The organism is Aquamicrobium sp. YD-1-mutant5 (assembly GCF_059509755.1).
Genome location: NZ_JCAKKP010000011.1, coordinates 74,424 through 90,990 on the forward strand (window position 1 = coordinate 74,424; position 16,567 = coordinate 90,990).

Genomic DNA, 16,567 nt, shown 5'->3' on the forward strand with positions numbered 1-16,567 from the left:
ACACCAGTTCAGACCACGGTGTACAGACGGCTGCAGAATAGCGTTAGCGCTCAGGCACGCTCTTGGCTGGCAACGCCTACGCGCGGGCAGCAATTGCACCCTCCCGGTTCCCACGATGCAGGTATGCATCGTCGAACTCGGCGAGATTGGCGAGCTGTTTCCATTCAAGTACTACAAGGCGCCCGTCATTGAACGTCATGAAGCCGCTTGAACGCAGGACCTGCAATGTCCGATTGATGTGCACGGCCGAAAGGCCAGTCACGTCGCTTAAATTCTCCTGAGTGAGCGGCAACGCGCACTCACCGTTGTCCGCCAGACCAACGGAATTCATTCGCACCATCATCTCACAGAAGAAATGAGCCAGTTTTGCCAGCGCGGCTCTCCGTGCCAGATTGACAACCCACTCCCGCATGATGGCTGCGTCGAAAAGGGTGACTCTCCAGAACGCGAAAGCAAGCCGCGGATGATTTTCACAAAGCGCGCGCAGGTCCTCATGGTCCACGAACTCAATTTCACACGCGGTTGTGGTGCGAATATCGCAGTCCATCCTCTCCAGGTGCATACTCATGAGATCCGGCATGTCACCCGCGACATGAAGCGCCGCAACCTGACGCTTCCCTTTACTCACCATCTTGGATGTGCTGGCAAATCCGCTGACCAATGTTACGCAACGGCTCGGCCGATCGCCTCTGCGGACTATATCCTGATCGGCGCGAAGACTTATCTGGCTGACAGGCAATCTCGCAATAGCGGCCTGTTCGGGTGCAGTAAGCGACAGACCTCCACTAAAGTTTCTGATGGAATGGATCTGCGGGGATTTCTGAGACATTGTTCGCTCCGGTCGATAAGGCGGGAGCAAATCCACTCTCAGCCGCCGGCACCTCTGCCAGTTGCCTGCGATGTTAGGAACATAGACTAACCTGGGATAATGTCCAGCATTGCCACGTTAGCCCAGCCAACGGGTGCGCAGGATAAGGCAGGCCATAAATATATTTCCACCGCCTTCGGTCCGAACTCTCACCCAGAATTCGCGCGCTAAGTCTTCTGTTAGGTCGCTCGCCAACTCAGGCAAAGCTCCCACTGCCTTGCGGACGACGGCCTCCCGCTTGCAGATAAGGCCAATATCGTCCTGAACTTCCGTTACCCCATCGAACGTGTCAAAGAAAAATCGAGGCATCACCAGCTCCTTCCGCGCCAAAGGGCCGAGCGACGGCATTGTTCCATCACTGAAATATGTTGCGTCGAAAAATGCTTTAGGGAACAAGCTGGCGACGGCGTTGTTTGGGACGCGATCAGAGATTTTTTGATGACCTCTTCTTCCGGCAAGCCCCCGTCGTCCCGAGACAAGCCTGAAGCGGAGGCGTCGACGATACCAATCCCCGCGAAGCTGATCGAACTGGCGAAGAAGTTGCAGAAACTTATCGACAAGCACAAGCAATCTGATGGGACACGCCAGTGACATCTCAGTTTATTGCGCGTCACCCCTTTCGAAACGAGCCGCTAATCTCGCCCTTGCGCGGTTGAGCCGGCTCTTCACCGTGCCTATGTTGCACCCGCAAACGTGAGCTGCATCTTCATAGCTCATGCCTTCAATTGTTATCAGGACCAACACTTCCCGCTGAGGCGCCGGAAGGGTGTGAATGGCAGTTTCCACCTCCTTCGCGTGAACGGTCCACTCCTGTGATGCTGGCATACTGCGCTTGTCTGAAACGCATCGCATGGCTCCCACGGGCTCCCGCGACGACTTTTTAATCTGCGTGTAGAAAGCATTACGCATGATAGTGAAGAGCCACGATTTCAATCGTGTTCCAGGTGTAAAAGTGTCGTAGGAATTCAGTGCCCGAACCAGCGTTTCCTGGACAAGATCATCTGCATCATTTTGATTGCTACAGAACGTGCGGGCGAACGCCCTCAGAGCGGGGAGCATTTCAACTACATTGTCAGTCGCAGGGTTACTGTCCTCATACATTGCTGCATCGCTCCCGGGAACAAAGACCAACGCCATGCTCGGCGGGGAAGTTCCTCCTAACAATTGATAGCAGTTAGAGGCCTGGCATTAAGGGCAGTGCTGATCCTTATGTTTATGCTGCGGTGGACCGGAATTCGGGAACAAGCGCCCACGCATGCGGTTAGGCGTCTTTTCACGGAAAGGATACCGCAATGTTCCTACGCGTCGACAAACTGCAAATCGAGCTGCCCCCACCCTTGCAGCAGGACGTAAACGCCGCCTCTGCCCTTCAGGAGCTACTGGGTGGTAAATACGGGGAAATGTCCACGCTGGGCAATTACCTCTTCCAGAGCTTCAACTTCCGTTCGAAGAGCAAGCTTCGTCCGTTCTACAGCCTCGTCGCCGCCATCACCGCGGAGGAGCTGGGACACGTCGAGCTTGTGAGCAACGGCGTGGCGATGCTCGCCAACGGCCCGGATGAGCCCGGTGCCGACGAGGCCGGCCCGACCGACATCACTGGGGCGCCTTACGAGATGATGAAGGATGCGCGACTGGCGGCCGGCTTCCTTTCGCATGGCGGCGGCGCGGTCCCGATCGACAGCAATGGCTTGAGCTGGAACAAGGATTTCGTCACCACCACTGGCAATGTGATCTTCGACCTTCTTCACAATTTCCATCTGGAATGCGGCGCGCGGCTTCATAAGCTCCGCGTCTATGAAACCCTCTCCGATCCGACCGGGCGCGAGGTATGCGGCTATCTGCTCGTGCGTGGTTCCGTGCACGCCCACGCCTACGCTCTTGCCCTCAAACAGATCACCGGCGTGGAAATCGAGAAGATGCTGCCAACGCCCAATATCCCTCTCGGCAATATACCGGAGTGCCAGAAATATCTCGACGAGGGGTCTCACCGCCGGCTCTACACTTTCAGCCCGTCCGACTACGCGGAGATCGCGTCAGTCTGGGGCGGGGGCGAGATGGCGCTTCCCGACGACCCGCCGGGCGAGCTGGAGGTCGTGGAAGGCATGCCGGACGGTGGCAAGATCCAGGAACTGGTCGGGGAGCCGTCCGCCTTTACGCCGGACTATGCGCCTGAGGAAATGTACGAGATCGCCGCCAAACTGTACAAGGCGTCGCGTTGATTTCGCCGCATCTCAGGTGAGCGCGCTCGGTGCGGTGCGCTCACCCGATAGTTAATCCGTCGCGGGATAGCTTCACCGCCAATCTCGGAATCACTGCTGATCGTTATACGGACCCTTGGTCTCTCCAACCGTGCGGGCGAGTTCCGAGAACGTCGGTATCTCATTCTCGCCCTGCATGTTATTTGCGGCCATGAGGAAGCGGAGCGGAAAGCAAACCGCATCGCGGTTCGCAGGCGTCATATCCTCGAACAGGCGCTCTTCGCCGGTCAGGTTGGCCTCCGCCTTTCGGAGGGCCTGATCGATATCGTCGACGTTGAGGATGCCTTTGTGCACCAGCGCGTTGTTGATCGAAGCGACTGCCATGAGCAAGCCCTGAAGCTGAAGATTGGCCACCTTCATCGGTTTCAGCTTTTCTTGTATGCGCCGGACTGACGACCGGCCCGTGGCGCCTTGGCATCCTTCGAATGTTCGGCCATCGCCGGGCCGGCGCCCGAGACCTTCTCCGGTGCCGGGCTAGGGGTGGGCCTCCGGGAGGGGTTGACGCCATCCGAATGGCGGGTCTTTTCGTTGGTTTCATCGAGACGTTCCGTCAGACCGTAAGGGCTCGGACGTTTTGGAAGAGCTGCATCCTGTGACGTCTCACTTTCCTCAGTACGTTTAACCGCGGGGTATTTTCTGGCGCCGGTCTCACGCCGGTTGTCGGGGTTCATCGACATGACTGTTCCTCCTGTTGAATGGTGGTAGCCTGGCTATCAGGGTCGCATCATCACTTTGATGCAGCCGTCCGTCTTGTCGCGAAACGCTTTGTAAAGGTCGGGGCCGTCCTCCAGCGTGGCGCGGTGGGTGAGGATGAAAGACGGATCGATCTCACCTTCGGCAATCTTTGATAGCAGCGGCTCAAGATAGCGTTGCGTGTGGGTTTGCCCCATCCGGAACGTGAGGCCCTTGTTCATCGCAGCACCGAATGGGATGTGGTCGACCATGCCGACATAGACGCCCGGAACCGAGATCGTACCGCCCTTGCGGCAGCTCATGATCGCCTCGCGCAGGACATGGGGCCGGTCAGTGGCGAGCATCAGCGCCGCTTTCGCCTTGTCGAGCATAGAATCCAGTGAAGCGTTGGCGTCGGCCTCGGTGCCTACGCAATCGATGCACCGGTCAGGGCCCCGCCCGTCGGTCATCTCCATCAGGGCATCGTATATCTTGACCGCGCTGAAATCGAGCGTCTCGGCCCGCCCGTGCACGCGCGCCATCTCCAGCCGCTCGGGTATCCGATCGATTGCGATGACACGGCCGGCGTCCAGCATCCAGGCGCTCTGGATCGCGAACTGGCCCACCGGCCCGCACCCCCATATGGCGACGGTATCACCTTCCTCGATCTCCGCATTCTCGGCAGCCATGTAGCCGGTCGGGAAGATGTCGGAGAGAAACAGCACCTGCTCGTCAGGAATAGCATCCGGAACCTTGATCGGACCGACATTAGCGAACGGGACCCGCAGATATTCTGCCTGGCCGCCGGCGTAACCGCCCAGCATATGCGAATAGCCGAGAAACCCCGAGGGCGAATGGCCCATGGCCTTGATCGCCATGTTGGCGTTGCGGTTGGAGCGGTCACAAAGGGAGAACATCTGCTTGCGGCAGAAGAAGCAGTCACCGCAGGCCAGATTGAACGGTACGACGACACGGTCGCCAACCTTGAACTTTGTGTGTGCGGGACCGACTTCGACAACCTCGCCCATGCTCTCATGACCGAGCACGTCGCCGGATTCCATGGTCGGCATGTAACCGTCCATGAGATGCAGATCGGACCCACAGATTGCGCAGGCGGTCACCTTGATGATGACGTCCTGATCGTGTTCGATCGTGGGATCGGGCACCGTATCGCAACGGATATCACCTTTGCCATGCCAGCAGAGCGCTCTCACTATCTCGTCTCCTTTGCTTTCTCACTGTCGGCGACGACGGCAGTCTGGTCCGAACAGTTTCGCTTGCCGCTTGTTCCATCAGCGAGCACGGCTGGTGCGGAACAAATCGGCTCGCCAGCGCTTTGGTCCGGTCATCGGGAAACGCCCCAAATCCAAAGGAGATTGCAAATGGCTAAGGAAAAGACGCTGGACGACCTCTTTCTCGATACTCTCAAGGACATCTATTACGCGGAGAGAAAAATTCTGAAGGCGCTGCCGAAAATGGCGCGGGCTGCCGCTTCAGACGATCTCAAGGCGGCTTTTCAGAAGCATAAGGACGAGACCGAAATCCATGTCGAACGTTTGCAGCAGATCTTCGAACTGCTCGGCAAGCGTGCTCAGGGCAAAACCTGCCCTGCAATTGACGGCATCATCGAGGAGGGCGAGGAAATCATGGATGAGTTCAAGGGCACATCGGCGCTGGATGCTGGGTTGATCTCAGCAGCACAGGCCGTTGAGCACTACGAAATCACCCGCTATGGCACTCTGAAGCGCTGGGCCGAAGTGCTGGGCATGAAGGATGCGGTGAAACTGCTGGACCAGACGCTGGGCGAGGAATCGATGACGGACGAGGCCCTGACGGGCCTGGCCGACGCATCCGCCAACGAGATGGCGAAAGCGGCATGATCGTCCTTACAGCCGCCCCGTCCGGGGCGGCTGTATCTCTACCAAATCCCACATCACCTGATCTTTAAGTTTCTACTATGCGCCGGTATCGGAGTTCGACGCACCTGCCGGTTTGGATTCCGGAGAACCCTTGTGGCGAAGGAAGATTGAAAAGATCACCAGCACCGCAGTCGCAAGGAACTCCGACTGCCAATTCTGAAATGACTCGAACCAAAGCTGTGCATCGAACAGGTGGTCGACAAGGGAATGAATCTTTCCCCCATGAAGGAGGGCTTGTTCGTTTGCCGCCGAAAGACTGCTCGTCCAGTGAAGCGCAAAAGAAAGCAGGAAAAGAAGTGCGAGTGTAATGCCCAGCGAATAGGCATAGAGCCAGGCCAGCACGGGATGTCTTCGCCTGATGCCAGTCGGAACCTCGTCATTGGCTCGATCCGGATCGTCGGGATCGCGCGACTCCGCCGAGCCACGTTGAAACAGCATTGCGGTAAGCATCACATAGGCGGCCATCTGCAGGAATTCGCTTTCCCAGTTCTCGAACAGAGCCGAAAGGAAATCGCCGCTCTGCAGATATGCAAGCAACCCGACACCTGGCGCGCCGTGCTCGCTCAGTTCCTCATTGAAGGCGAACCAGCCCGACCACAGCATTCCTGCGAGACTTAAGAGAAATAATGCGAGTAATGCGATTGTCAGACCATTGTCTCTCAGCCTTTTCATAGTCGTTCCTCCAAACCTGCTTACCGCCAGCTTTCCAGGATTTCCTGCATGGTCACCGCCTCGATCTGCTCGCTGAAGCGTGAGCGGTAGACCTCCATCAGAGCGTCGTGCGTCTCGTCGGCGGAACCAAAAACCCCGTCTGTCGCCAGAATGACACGGAAGCCCCGATCCACGGCGCCGAGCACGGCGGCAAGGACACAGACGTCCGTCTCGCCGCCGGTGATGATGAGCGTGTCGACGCCTGAGCCGTTCAGCATCGCATCGAGCTTGCCTTCGGTCCATGGTGAGTAGACTCGCTTGTCGAGGAGCTTCGCAGGCGGCGTGAAGGCTGCGAGCGATGGCATCAGGTCAATCAGACCTGGATCAATGGTGGAAAGCGTGACGCTCGCCCACCGCCGATAGTAGTGCGCCCACATGCCTCTGCCTTCGCCCGGGCGGCTGACCGGGACGAAGCGCGTGAAGATGGTTCTTTCGGGGTGTCTTGCGCATAGCTGCTCGATTGCTGGCAAGACCTTCTGCGTCCAGGGCACCGCCCATGGCCCGCCCGGCGCAAACAAGCGCTGCATGTCGACGCACAAGTGGAGGCATGTGTCCCCGAGAGTACCGTGGATCAGGCCGTTGGCTGCCACTCGTCGCCCCTCCACCAGCTAGCTGACAGGTTGCTCGTGCAAACGGCTTCACGCCGAGCATGTCCGCCGGCATTCACTGGCCCACCTCAAGATTTGCCTGGGCTTCAGCAACATCGATGGTGCAAAGCAATTCACCATTGGCATCGCGTATGCGTACCAGCCAGCCAGTTAGATCGTCCGTGCCCGGCTGGAGATCGGGAAGAAGGTCAACGGCGGAGCGAATCGCCTCCTCGCGCGCTGCATCGAAGCTCGGCATCGTGCAGGGCGGCACCTGACGTCCGCCATCACCGTCACGATACTCGAAGATGTAGACCTGGTCGGTTCCGGCGCTTGCGGTGGTGACAGACAACTCGTCGAAGCTTCCGTTGCTTCGCGCATCATAATCGTTGGCCGCCAGATTGAATGTTGCCGTCTGGACAAGGATAGCCCGCGCTCGTTCGATGGCCGAAGCGTCGTCTGGCAGGTCGACGCTCGTCATATCGACGGTGACGCAATCGCCGCCTTCGCCGCAAAACATAACCTGCAGAATGGGCTGGCCTTTTGGCCCGGTCACATGGTTCACGTCGGTTCTTAAAAGTTGCATGCGCGCCTCCATTCAAACGTGGCCGCTGGTTGGGTAGCTTTCCGGAAAGGAAGATCTTCGCGGTGCTGCCAATCGTCGCCTCCAGGTGGCCCGAACCCGTTAGCCATTGGAAAAAGTTCCCCTATCGTGAGTTCCGGTGGAAAGGGAACAATCGTCCGTCACCACGGTTAGGCCAGCCCAAGCAAAGGAGACGAAGATGCCGGAATCCCGCGAGTGGCTTGTCCAATGGTTGAGAGATGCCCATGCCATGGAGGAGCAAGCTGAAACCATGTTGAATGGACAGTTGAGCCGCCTCGATAACTATCCCGAGCTGAGCGACCGTATTCGTTTGCACGTCGAGGAAACCAGAGAACAGGCTGCTCGCCTGAAGGCCTGCCTCGACGGTCTTGATGAAGGATCCTCGACCATGAAGGACGTCGGCGGAAAGCTGATGGCCACCGCCCAATCGCTGAGCGGGATGTTCGCCGGCGACGAGGTGATGAAGGGCTCTCTTGCCAGCTACACCTTCGAGCACATGGAGATCGCGTCCTATACGATCCTCATTGCGGCCGCTCAGTCTCTGGGCGAGATGGAAATCGCGCGTGTCTGCGAGCAGAACCTTCGTGAAGAGGTTGCCATGGCGGAATGGCTGCAGAAAAATCTGCCATCCACCACGGAGCAATTTCTTTCACGCACCGAGATGGATGACGATACCGCAAAACGCTGACCTCGGTCCTGCTGATTGCGTCGAGGCGAAGGAGACTGGCTTGTACCGTATCGTTCTGGGAGGTTGTGCGGGTATTGCGGCGACGGTCGCCATGACGATGGCGATGCGGCGGCTCCACCCGCTGCTGGAGGATGACAAGCGTTACCCCTTGCCGCCCCGGCAGATCATCGATCAGCTTGGCCTGGGCAGCGAGGAAAAGGCAGCCAGTAACCGGACCGTGTTTGGTCATCTGGCCTATGGAGCGCTTACTGGCGCTCTCTTCGCCCTTTTGCCAAAACAACGCGGTACCGGATTTGCCTATGGTGTAGCGATCTGGGCGGCGAGCTATCTTGGCTGGATTCCCGCGTTCGGGGTACTGTCACCCGCGAGCCGTCATCCTACCCAGAGAAACCTGCTGATGTCAGCGGTGCACGTGGTGTGGGGAACCGTCCTCGCCAAGTCATTGTCCGAACTAGAAGCCTCGCGGGACGACGTCTTCAGCCGCTCCGCCCCCGCCACCCGGCAAAACGAACCGGAGCTGGACAACGATGCCTACTAGACCTGGCATTCCCTTCTGGCTCGACTGTCAGCCTCCGGTCGAATTCCCCGCGGTCAATACGGACATGGATGTCGATGTTGCGATCGTCGGTGCGGGGATCGTCGGCCTGCATGCCGCCTATGAGTTGAGGCAGAGTGGTTTAAGCGTCGCGGTCTACGAGGCGCGGCAGATCGGCAGGCAGGCCACGGGCCGCTCTACGGCAAAGGTCAGCTCGCAGCACGGGCTGAAATATGGCTCGCTCATTCGCGATTTCGGACTCGACAAGGCAAAACTCTACGCAGATGCGAACCAGGCGGCGATCACCAAGATCGTCGGGATAAGTTCGTCACTGCCCGAAAACGCAGGCCTGGAGGACAAGCCCGCCTATCTCTACGCCGAGAGCGCACAGCAGCTCGACCACATCGAAGCGGAAGCGGAGGCGGCGTCCTCACTCGGCTTGCCGGCGGAGTTGCTGCCGTCTGCGGGTCTCCCTTTCGAGACCCATGGCGCGCTACGGTTCGTAGGACGGTATCAATTCGATCCCTATCTCTATCTCTCCGGGCTGGCTCAACTCGTTGCCGAGGCGGGTATACCCGTCTTCGAGCGAAGCCGGGTTGTCGAGGTCGAGGACGGGCCGCCTTACAGGCTTTCGGTGAACCGCTCCAAAGTGACCGCAGGCAAAGTGATCGTCGCAACGCAGATGCCCGTCACGGGCGACGGTCTTTTCTTTGCCAAGGCGTTTCCGTTTGCGCATCCGGTCGCCGCCGTACCGCTGGCGCAGGACATGCAGATAGAAGGCATGTTTCTGAGCGCGGGCAATCCATCCCATTCCTTCCGGACGGCGACAAGGGACGGGAAGCATTACCTCATCGCCGCAGGCGGGGAATTCAAGACTGGTGAGCAAGGGGCTGCAAGCGAAGCCGTCGCAGATCTCCTGGCCTGTCTCAAGCGGAGTTTCGGCGGGGACGACCCGACGCATCTGTGGATCAACGAGGACTTCCGCCCCATGGACGGGATGGCCTTCGTTGGGCCCGCCACGTCCGGCAAGCCGGACCTGCTTGTCGCTACCGGCTTCAATGCGTGGGGGATCACACAGGGAGCCGTTGCCGGCGAGATTCTTGCGGCCCGAATTCTGGAGAAGACCCACCCCTGCGCCGACCTGTACGACACCACACGGGTGAAGCCGGTCGCCGGCGGCCCCACATTCGTCGTGGAAAACGTCAAGACAGCCACCCACTTTGCCGGAGAACGGCTTTTCGGATCGCGCATTTCAAAGCTGGAGGATATCGCCCAGGGCGAAGGCGGGGTCATCCGGCATAAGGGTGAGCAACTGGCTGTATTGAAGGATGCCGACGGCGCGGTCACGGCAGGGTCGGCCATCTGTACCCATCTCGGATGCGTGGTCGGGTGGAATGCCATCGACCGGACCTGGGACTGCTCCTGCCACGGATCGCGCTTCGACGAAGATGGCGCAGTATTGTCCGGTCCCGCCACCGCGCCGCTCGAAGCGCGAGCTCTGGCGGGAGCGAAGTCCCGATCATGAAGGTTCTCGTCACGGGCGCCAACGGGCTGATCGGTTCTGCGATTTGCGCCCGCCTCGTCACCGAAGGTCATGATATCCGCGGCGTCGTCCGACATGATGCGGCGCCGGGTCTTCATCGCGGCGAGAGTATCGTTCTCGACATGTCGCAGGCTATTCGCGCCGGAGACTGGCTTGCGCAGCTGGAAGGCGTTGACGCCGTGGTGAACTGCGCGGGATCGCTTCAGCGGAGTTCGCGCGACGACCCTCGAGCGGTCCACGACAGGGCCGCGACAGCGCTCTTCGAGGCATGCGAGCAGGCGGGCGTGTGCAAAGTCATCCATTTCTCGGCGATCGGCGTGGAACGTGATCAGCCGTCGGAATTCTCCGCGACGAAGCTGGCAGGAGACGATGCGCTGGCGCAGCGTGATCTCGACTGGATCATTTTGCGGCCCTCGGTGGTGCTGGGCCGCCCGGTCTTCGGCGCCAGCGCCCTGTTTCGCGGTTTGGCCGCGCTGCCCGTTCTGCCGACGATGCCGAACACGGGACGGCTTCAGGTCGTGCAGCTGGACGACGTCGTATCGACCGTGTCTTTCTTTCTCAGGCCCGGCAGCCCCACCCGGCTCGCGGTCGACCTGGCAGGCCCGGACGCCCTGACGATGGGTGAGGTCATAGCGCTCTACCGGCTCTGGCTCGGCTGGCCGCCCCAACGATCGTTCACTCTGCCCGACTGGGCTGCCGGTTTATTGTATCGTCATGGCGATTTTGCTGGGTGGCTCGGCTGGCGGTCGCCTATGCGAACGAACGTGGCGCGCGAAATCACCCGTGGGGCCACCGGCGATCCCGACCGCTGGACCACTCTTACGGGGATCATACCGACGAGCCTCGCATCCGCCCTGACGGCCGCACCCGCGACTATTCAGGACAGGTGGTTCGCCAGGCTCTACTTCATAAAGCCGGCGATCTTCGTCGTGCTTCCGGTTTTCTGGATCACGACCGGGGTCATCTCACTGAGCATTGGCTGGAACATCGGCATCGACCTGTTGGACAATACGGCCGTCAGCGCCCTGTCGGCGCCCGCCGTCGTGGCTGGTGCGATCGCCGACATGGCTGTGGGCGCGATGATCGCCTGGCGGAGGACCAGCCGGGCCGGGCTCTGGGGAGCGATCGCCGTCTCAGTGTTCTACGCCGTGGCAGGAACGATCCTGCGGCCAGATCTGTGGTCCGAACCGCTTGGTCCCTTCCTGAAGATCCTGCCGATCCTCGTCCTGCATTTCGCGGCCCTGGCAATCCTGGAGGAACGCTGATGCTGTATTTCGGTCTGAAGTTCCTCCACATCATCGGGGCTGCCGTTCTGCTTGGTACGGGTGCCGGCATCGCCTTCTTTATGTTGCTCGCGCATCGGACCGGCAACGCTGCATCGATTGATGCCGTAGCCCGCATCGTCGTTATTGCTGATTTCTTGTTCACCGCGACCGCCGTAATTGCGCAGCCGGTTACAGGCGTCGCTCTCGCCTGGCATACGGGGTATTCCCTGTGGGAGGGATGGATCGTGCTGTCGATACTTCTTTACATTGTCACCGGCCTGTTCTGGCTTCCCGTCGTCTGGATGCAAATGGAGATGCGCGATCTGGCTGCACAGGCGGCCACCTCAGGCAACTCCTTGCCCCAGCGTTACTATCAGCTTTTCCGCTGGTGGTTCGCGTTCGGCTTCCCGGCCTTTGCAGCCGTGGTCGCCATCTTCTGGCTGATGATCAGCCGTCCTGCGATTGACTGGCTCTGATCGCCTGACGGTTCGGTTTCGTCACCTCGATCTTACGCGAGGCTGTTGTGAATGGCTGTGGCGGCCGTCGCGGCCTGACCGAAGGCAACGGCGATCTGGCTCAGCGATTGAACTACGTCCCCGGCGGCGTGGACGCCTTCGATGCTGGTCTGCTGGTGAGGCCCCACGCGAATGTGGCCATTCTGATCGCACAGGATTCCCAGATCAACCGCCAGTTCCGACCGAACGTCACAGCCGAGCGTCGGATAGATGACGTCGAATTCGTGTCGTGTCCCGTTGCGGAGCATTACTTCATAGCCTGTGCGGCCCGAGACGATGTCGTCGACGGTGTCCAGGAGGGTAACGCCTACCCTCGTGGCTTCTGAGCGGATGGCTGATGACAAGTCTTCAGGTTCGTTCACCAGGATCGATACGTGAACCGAATATGTCCTGAGGAAAACGGCCTCGCGCAGGGCATGATCGGTGCAGCCGATGACGCCGATCTTCTTGCCGATCGCCTCATAGCCGTCGCAGAGCGGACAAAGGCAGAGCGCGCGGCGTTCGATGTTTCTTTCGATTTCCGGAAGCTCCGGCGCGAGATCGACGACGCCTGTGGCCAGGAGCAGCCGCTTCGCACTGAACGTTTGCGTTTCGCATCTAGCGGTGAATCCTTCATCAGTGCGTTCGATACGCTCCACCGGGCAATCAATGAACCGAACATGGTAACGGGTGGCCTGCCGGCGCAGCCTTGCCACCAGTTCCCTACCGCTGATCCCGTCCGGAAAGCCTGGACAGTTGTTGATCTGCGGTATCCGCAATGCGCGACCGTCGCCAGCATCAGCCACCAGAACCTTGCGGCGAAAGCGCGCCAGATACGTGGCTGCCGAAAGGCCGGCCGGCCCTCCGCCGATCACGATGCAGTCCCAAATTTCGGATTCCTGCCACGGCTGCGCGTCGGCGTCCTTCATGTCCGTCGGGTCCAGGCGAGGCACCCGCCGAGCGCAGGACTCGAGCCGACCAGCAGCGCACCCTCTCCATAGAGTGTGGCAACGCCATGCCATGACACGTTGTCCACCGCCCATATCGTGCCACTGGCATCGGTCCAGCGCATCGTGGTATCGGCGCGCAGTACCGCCGCCATCATCTGCGCAGGGTCCATATCCTGGCGGAAGACGACGATGGTCTCGCTCACTTCACTGTATCGAGGACCTGCGCCGGCTGCGATCCCGGCAGATAGCGCCACCGTCATGATGGCTGCGGCGGCTCCACGGGAAGGACCGCTTTTCGGCGGCAGCAGCACCGCGATCAGCAGCGGCAGAATGCCGAAGACAATCAGCCATGCGACATCCCAGAAGAGCGGAACATCGCTGTCCATTCGAATGCGATGAAGGCCCAACAACCAATGGGAGACCATCGCATCAATGACGTGCCATGTCCCGAAGCCGATCAGGACCAGCCGCAGGATCTCGCTCGTGGTGCCGGCGCGGCCACCTGCGGCGCGCCCGGCTACCAGAAGCACGGTGCCGGCCATCCCTACCAGATACATCAGGAGATGGAAAAGCCCGTCCATGGTGATCTGGAAGCGAAGGTCGGATCCAAGCGGATCGTCCAGACCGGAGAGCAGGTGATGCCACTGCAATATCTGGTGCAGCACGATCCCGTCAAAGAAACCGCCGAGCGCGAAGCCTACCAGCAGCCAGCCGTAGCGCGTCCTGCGCTTGACCGGGATTGAAGATGGATCTGCAATCGACATCATGTCCTGCCTGCCGTTGACACCGCATACAGCCGAACGCCGCAGTTGTGTGACGCTCCCTAACCGGCCTTATGGCCAGATGTTCCCTTCGGCGCACGCCATACGGTCAAACCAACGTCAAAGTCAGCCAGACCGCGACCACAACCAGAATGCCGGCAAAGACAAGGAGTCATGGCCGCCGGCGACGCGCCGGCGCTTTTCCGGTCCCCGATTCGAACGGTCTCATCGCTTCGGCGTGTGATCCCTTGCCAATCTCTGCCATCAGGATGAAGGTGATCCTGGCGCGCTATACGGACGTGGTCTGGCTCCAAAGTCTCGCCTGCCGCCTCGGAATCTGTTTCAGTGGCGCTGCCGCGGGATCGAATCCCGGCTTCTTGTCGCCGGATATTCCCTGCTGAATGACGCCACGAATGTTTCAGCCGTTCTCTTTGTTTGGTCGCATGTCCTTACCTCAGATCTACTACCAAGCTCTCAACCTGTCCTGATTGTCTCGGAAATTCCGTTCCGACGAACCGCAGGTGCCGGAACGTCCACGGGAACATTGCGGGGAAACCGTGGTTTGACAGTTGAGGCGGGGTAAGGAGATAGCACCATGTTTCACACTGGAGCGGCGCAAATTAGCCGACCAGAGCGTCTGGGGCAGACTTAGGATGCTCCCGTGCCTGAAGCGATGGAACAAAGGCCGTCTGCTACTCATTCGTTCTTCAAACAATAGAGAAAGAGGCAGAACAATGGTTGATCGCTTGAGCATCCAGGATCCCCGGAACCAGTACAAGAAGCCACCTTTTCCTCGTCAACCGCAGCCGATGCCAGGCCTTGTAGCCAAGATGAATCCGGTCCCCGATCATGGCGAGGATAGTTATCGCGGTTCTGGAAAGCTGAGCGGACGCAAGGCGCTCATTACCGGGGGGGACTCTGGTATCGGTCGAGCCGTCGCAATCGCCTTCGCACGGGAGGGCGCCGATGTGGCGATCTCCTTCCTGAAGCAGGAACAAGCCGATGCGGACGAGGTCATCGCCCTGATCGAGGCCGAAGGCCGTAAGGCCGTAGCGCTCCCTGGCGACATCCAGGACGAGACCTGGTGTCGCGATCTGGTGGAGCAGACCGTTCAGAAGCTCGGTGGACTCGACATTTTGGTGATCAATGCCGGGCGTCAGCAATATCGCGAAAGCATCTACGAGCTGAGCACCGATGATTTCGACAAGACCATGAAGACCAATCTCTATGCCTTGCACTGGATTACCCAAGCTGCCGTGCCGCATCTGCCCCCGGGAGCTTCGGTCATCACCACGGCATCTATTCAAGCCTATCAGCCCTCGGCCATCCTTCTCGACTACGCCACGACCAAGGCCGGCATCGTCGCGTACACCAAAGCTCTGGCCAAGCAGCTCATCGAGAAAGGCATCCGCGCCAATGTCGTAGCGCCAGGGCCATTCTGGACGGCGCTGCAGCCCAGTGGTGGCCAGCCTGACGAGAAGGTCACCAGGTTCGGTGAAGATAGCGACTTCGGGCGTCCGGGTCAGCCGGTGGAACTCGCCCCCGTCTACGTCCTGCTAGCGTCACAAGAGGCCAGCTTCATCAATGGTGAGGTTTACGGCGTGACTGGCGGCAAGGGCGTCGCCTGATCAGAGATATCTGGAGGAAAGTACCATGACCAAACGCGAACTCATCGATACCGGCACCGACAAGCGCTATGTCCGCCGCGACGAGAAAGGCCAGTTCAAGGAATCCGTCGATGTCGGCAAGTCCTTGTCACAGGATCGCCGGAAAAAGGCGAAGACCGTTAGCAAACCCGGCGAAGGCGACCGCGGCGATCGAAAATCCTGACCGATCGTGGAGACTAACGCCCGTGGCCAGCGAGACTTGAACGTTGCTACGTTCAACGTCAACGGAGTCAATGGTCGCCTGTCCGTACTCCTTCGGTGGCTCGAGCAGGCACAGCCCGATATCGTCTGCCTCCAGGAGTTGAAAGCTCCACAGAACAAGTTTCCTACGGCTCCTCTTCGTGGAGCAGGCTATGAAGCGATCTGGCATGGGCAGAGCCGTTGGAATGGAGTCGCCATTCTCTCCAAGGGCAGCGATCCCATAGAGACGCGACGCGGATTACCAGGCGATGTTGCGGACGAGCACAGCCGCTACATTGAAGCGGCGGTGAAAGGCGTTTTGATAGGATGCCTCTATCTCCCCAACGGAAATCCAGCACCCGGTCCGAAATTCGATTACAAGCTTGCATGGTTCGATCGGCTGATCGACCATGCGGCCGCCCTGCTGGCGACGGGTGCTCCGGTCATGCTGGTCGGGGATTTCAACGTCATGCCCACTGAGCTCGACGTCTACAAACCGGAGCGATGGGTCGATGACGCCCTGTTCCGGCCCCAGGTCCGCAGGGCTTATCAACGCCTCCTCGACCAGGGGTGGACTGATGCTATCCGCTCGCGCCATCCGGGAGAACGGATCTACACCTTCTGGGATTATCTCCGGAATGCCTGGGGTCGAAATGCTGGTCTCAGGCTCGATCACCTTCTTCTTTCTCCTAGCCTCAAGGATCAGCTTCGTGACGCGAATGTCGACCGCGAGGTTCGCGGATGGGACAAGGCCAGCGATCATGCCCCGGCATGGGTGACGCTCTCTAAGTTTCCGGACAACTGAAAGCGCCGCCAATTCAGGAACAAAACCCGCGCCGATCCCGTTGTTTCTGCATTCTCGGGG

21 protein-coding genes are annotated in these 16,567 nt (G+C 59.7%); 10 read left to right on the forward strand and 11 right to left on the reverse strand.

Annotated elements, in window-relative coordinates; translation table 11 throughout:
• Positions 1 to 76 precede the first annotated feature (76 nt).
• From AC5XE7_RS14975 to AC5XE7_RS14985, 3 genes are all read right to left on the reverse strand, one after another.
• Positions 77 to 829, reverse strand: a complete 753-nt coding sequence (locus AC5XE7_RS14975) for a Crp/Fnr family transcriptional regulator (protein ID WP_495366634.1) — start codon at positions 827 to 829, stop codon at positions 77 to 79.
• Positions 830 to 946: 117 nt separating this feature from the next.
• Entirely contained in the window at positions 947 to 1,432 is a 486-nt protein-coding gene (locus AC5XE7_RS14980; protein ID WP_495366633.1) for a DUF6894 family protein, read from the reverse strand.
• A 36-nt stretch (positions 1,433 to 1,468) separates the two neighbouring features.
• A complete protein-coding gene (locus tag AC5XE7_RS14985; RefSeq protein ID WP_495917822.1) occupies positions 1,469 to 2,005 on the reverse strand; it encodes a sigma-70 family RNA polymerase sigma factor in 537 nt (178 codons plus the stop codon).
• Between the two features lie 155 nt (positions 2,006 to 2,160).
• Here AC5XE7_RS14985 and AC5XE7_RS14990 point away from each other — a divergent pair, with 155 nt between their 5' ends.
• Positions 2,161 to 3,087: a manganese catalase family protein gene (locus AC5XE7_RS14990; RefSeq protein ID WP_495366632.1), complete on the forward strand. Its 927-nt coding sequence runs from the start codon at positions 2,161 to 2,163 to the stop codon at positions 3,085 to 3,087.
• A gap of 90 nt (positions 3,088 to 3,177) precedes the next feature.
• Here the strand turns inward: AC5XE7_RS14990 and AC5XE7_RS14995 are convergent, their stop codons facing one another.
• Genes AC5XE7_RS14995 through AC5XE7_RS15005 form a run of 3 tightly spaced genes read right to left on the reverse strand, consistent with a single transcriptional unit; the run spans position 3,178 to position 5,012 of the window.
• The gene (locus tag AC5XE7_RS14995) at positions 3,178 to 3,486 is read right to left on the reverse strand and encodes a hypothetical protein (protein WP_495366631.1); all 309 of its coding nucleotides are present in this window, start codon (positions 3,484 to 3,486) and stop codon (positions 3,178 to 3,180) included.
• 5 nt (positions 3,487 to 3,491) lie between these two features.
• The gene (locus AC5XE7_RS15000; RefSeq protein WP_495366630.1) at positions 3,492 to 3,803 is read right to left on the reverse strand and encodes a hypothetical protein; all 312 of its coding nucleotides are present in this window, start codon (positions 3,801 to 3,803) and stop codon (positions 3,492 to 3,494) included.
• 36 nt (positions 3,804 to 3,839) lie between these two features.
• Complete coding sequence (locus AC5XE7_RS15005) at positions 3,840 to 5,012, reverse strand: zinc-dependent alcohol dehydrogenase (RefSeq protein WP_495366629.1); 1,173 nt, start codon at positions 5,010 to 5,012, stop codon at positions 3,840 to 3,842.
• Positions 5,013 to 5,180: 168 nt separating this feature from the next.
• Between AC5XE7_RS15005 and AC5XE7_RS15010 the strand changes: the two genes are divergently transcribed.
• A complete protein-coding gene (locus AC5XE7_RS15010) occupies positions 5,181 to 5,678 on the forward strand; it encodes a YciE/YciF ferroxidase family protein (RefSeq protein WP_495366683.1) in 498 nt (165 codons plus the stop codon).
• A gap of 75 nt (positions 5,679 to 5,753) precedes the next feature.
• Here the strand turns inward: AC5XE7_RS15010 and AC5XE7_RS15015 are convergent, their stop codons facing one another.
• The 3 genes from AC5XE7_RS15015 to AC5XE7_RS15025 form a co-directional block, all read right to left on the reverse strand.
• Complete coding sequence (locus AC5XE7_RS15015; protein ID WP_495366628.1) at positions 5,754 to 6,389, reverse strand: DUF6766 family protein; 636 nt, start codon at positions 6,387 to 6,389, stop codon at positions 5,754 to 5,756.
• 20 nt (positions 6,390 to 6,409) lie between these two features.
• The gene (locus AC5XE7_RS15020; protein WP_495366627.1) at positions 6,410 to 7,018 is read right to left on the reverse strand and encodes a cysteine hydrolase family protein; all 609 of its coding nucleotides are present in this window, start codon (positions 7,016 to 7,018) and stop codon (positions 6,410 to 6,412) included.
• A 73-nt stretch (positions 7,019 to 7,091) separates the two neighbouring features.
• Positions 7,092 to 7,613: a DUF6894 family protein gene (locus tag AC5XE7_RS15025; protein WP_495366626.1), complete on the reverse strand. Its 522-nt coding sequence runs from the start codon at positions 7,611 to 7,613 to the stop codon at positions 7,092 to 7,094.
• A gap of 184 nt (positions 7,614 to 7,797) precedes the next feature.
• Here AC5XE7_RS15025 and AC5XE7_RS15030 point away from each other — a divergent pair, with 184 nt between their 5' ends.
• Genes AC5XE7_RS15030 through AC5XE7_RS15050 form a run of 5 tightly spaced genes read left to right on the forward strand, consistent with a single transcriptional unit; the run spans position 7,798 to position 12,126 of the window.
• Complete coding sequence (locus tag AC5XE7_RS15030) at positions 7,798 to 8,307, forward strand: ferritin-like domain-containing protein (RefSeq protein WP_495366625.1); 510 nt, start codon at positions 7,798 to 7,800, stop codon at positions 8,305 to 8,307.
• 40 nt (positions 8,308 to 8,347) lie between these two features.
• Positions 8,348 to 8,845: a hypothetical protein gene (locus AC5XE7_RS15035; protein ID WP_495366624.1), complete on the forward strand. Its 498-nt coding sequence runs from the start codon at positions 8,348 to 8,350 to the stop codon at positions 8,843 to 8,845.
• The gene (locus AC5XE7_RS15040; protein WP_495366623.1) at positions 8,835 to 10,367 is read left to right on the forward strand and encodes an FAD-dependent oxidoreductase; all 1,533 of its coding nucleotides are present in this window, start codon (positions 8,835 to 8,837) and stop codon (positions 10,365 to 10,367) included. Before AC5XE7_RS15035 ends, AC5XE7_RS15040 begins: the two co-directional genes overlap by 11 nt.
• Positions 10,361 to 11,650: an SDR family oxidoreductase gene (locus AC5XE7_RS15045; protein WP_495366682.1), complete on the forward strand. Its 1,290-nt coding sequence runs from the start codon at positions 10,361 to 10,363 to the stop codon at positions 11,648 to 11,650. The genes AC5XE7_RS15040 and AC5XE7_RS15045 overlap by 7 nt, the downstream gene beginning before the upstream one ends.
• Positions 11,650 to 12,126 carry a DUF2269 family protein gene (locus AC5XE7_RS15050; RefSeq protein ID WP_495366622.1) on the forward strand — a complete coding sequence of 159 codons (477 nt, stop codon included), beginning with the start codon at positions 11,650 to 11,652 and terminating at the stop codon, positions 12,124 to 12,126. The genes AC5XE7_RS15045 and AC5XE7_RS15050 overlap by 1 nt, the downstream gene beginning before the upstream one ends.
• Positions 12,127 to 12,158: 32 nt before the next feature.
• Here AC5XE7_RS15050 and AC5XE7_RS15055 read toward each other — a convergent pair whose 3' ends face one another.
• Both AC5XE7_RS15055 and AC5XE7_RS15060 read right to left on the reverse strand, forming a co-directional pair.
• Positions 12,159 to 13,073, reverse strand: a complete 915-nt coding sequence (locus tag AC5XE7_RS15055) for an NAD(P)/FAD-dependent oxidoreductase (RefSeq protein WP_495366621.1) — start codon at positions 13,071 to 13,073, stop codon at positions 12,159 to 12,161.
• Positions 13,070 to 13,861 carry a DUF2243 domain-containing protein gene (locus AC5XE7_RS15060; protein ID WP_495366620.1) on the reverse strand — a complete coding sequence of 264 codons (792 nt, stop codon included), beginning with the start codon at positions 13,859 to 13,861 and terminating at the stop codon, positions 13,070 to 13,072. Before AC5XE7_RS15060 ends, AC5XE7_RS15055 begins: the two co-directional genes overlap by 4 nt.
• A gap of 728 nt (positions 13,862 to 14,589) precedes the next feature.
• On the opposite strand from AC5XE7_RS15060, the gene AC5XE7_RS15065 reads away from it, so the two are divergent.
• The 3 genes from AC5XE7_RS15065 to xth are packed head-to-tail and all read left to right on the forward strand — an operon-like array spanning position 14,590 to position 16,507.
• The gene (locus AC5XE7_RS15065; protein WP_495366619.1) at positions 14,590 to 15,483 is read left to right on the forward strand and encodes an SDR family oxidoreductase; all 894 of its coding nucleotides are present in this window, start codon (positions 14,590 to 14,592) and stop codon (positions 15,481 to 15,483) included.
• Positions 15,484 to 15,508: 25 nt separating this feature from the next.
• Positions 15,509 to 15,685, forward strand: a complete 177-nt coding sequence (locus AC5XE7_RS15070; protein ID WP_495366618.1) for a hypothetical protein — start codon at positions 15,509 to 15,511, stop codon at positions 15,683 to 15,685.
• Between the two features lie 36 nt (positions 15,686 to 15,721).
• Positions 15,722 to 16,507, forward strand: coding sequence for an exodeoxyribonuclease III (gene xth, locus AC5XE7_RS15075; protein WP_495366617.1), 786 nt, complete (start codon positions 15,722 to 15,724; stop codon positions 16,505 to 16,507).
• Positions 16,508 to 16,567 lie beyond the last annotated feature (60 nt).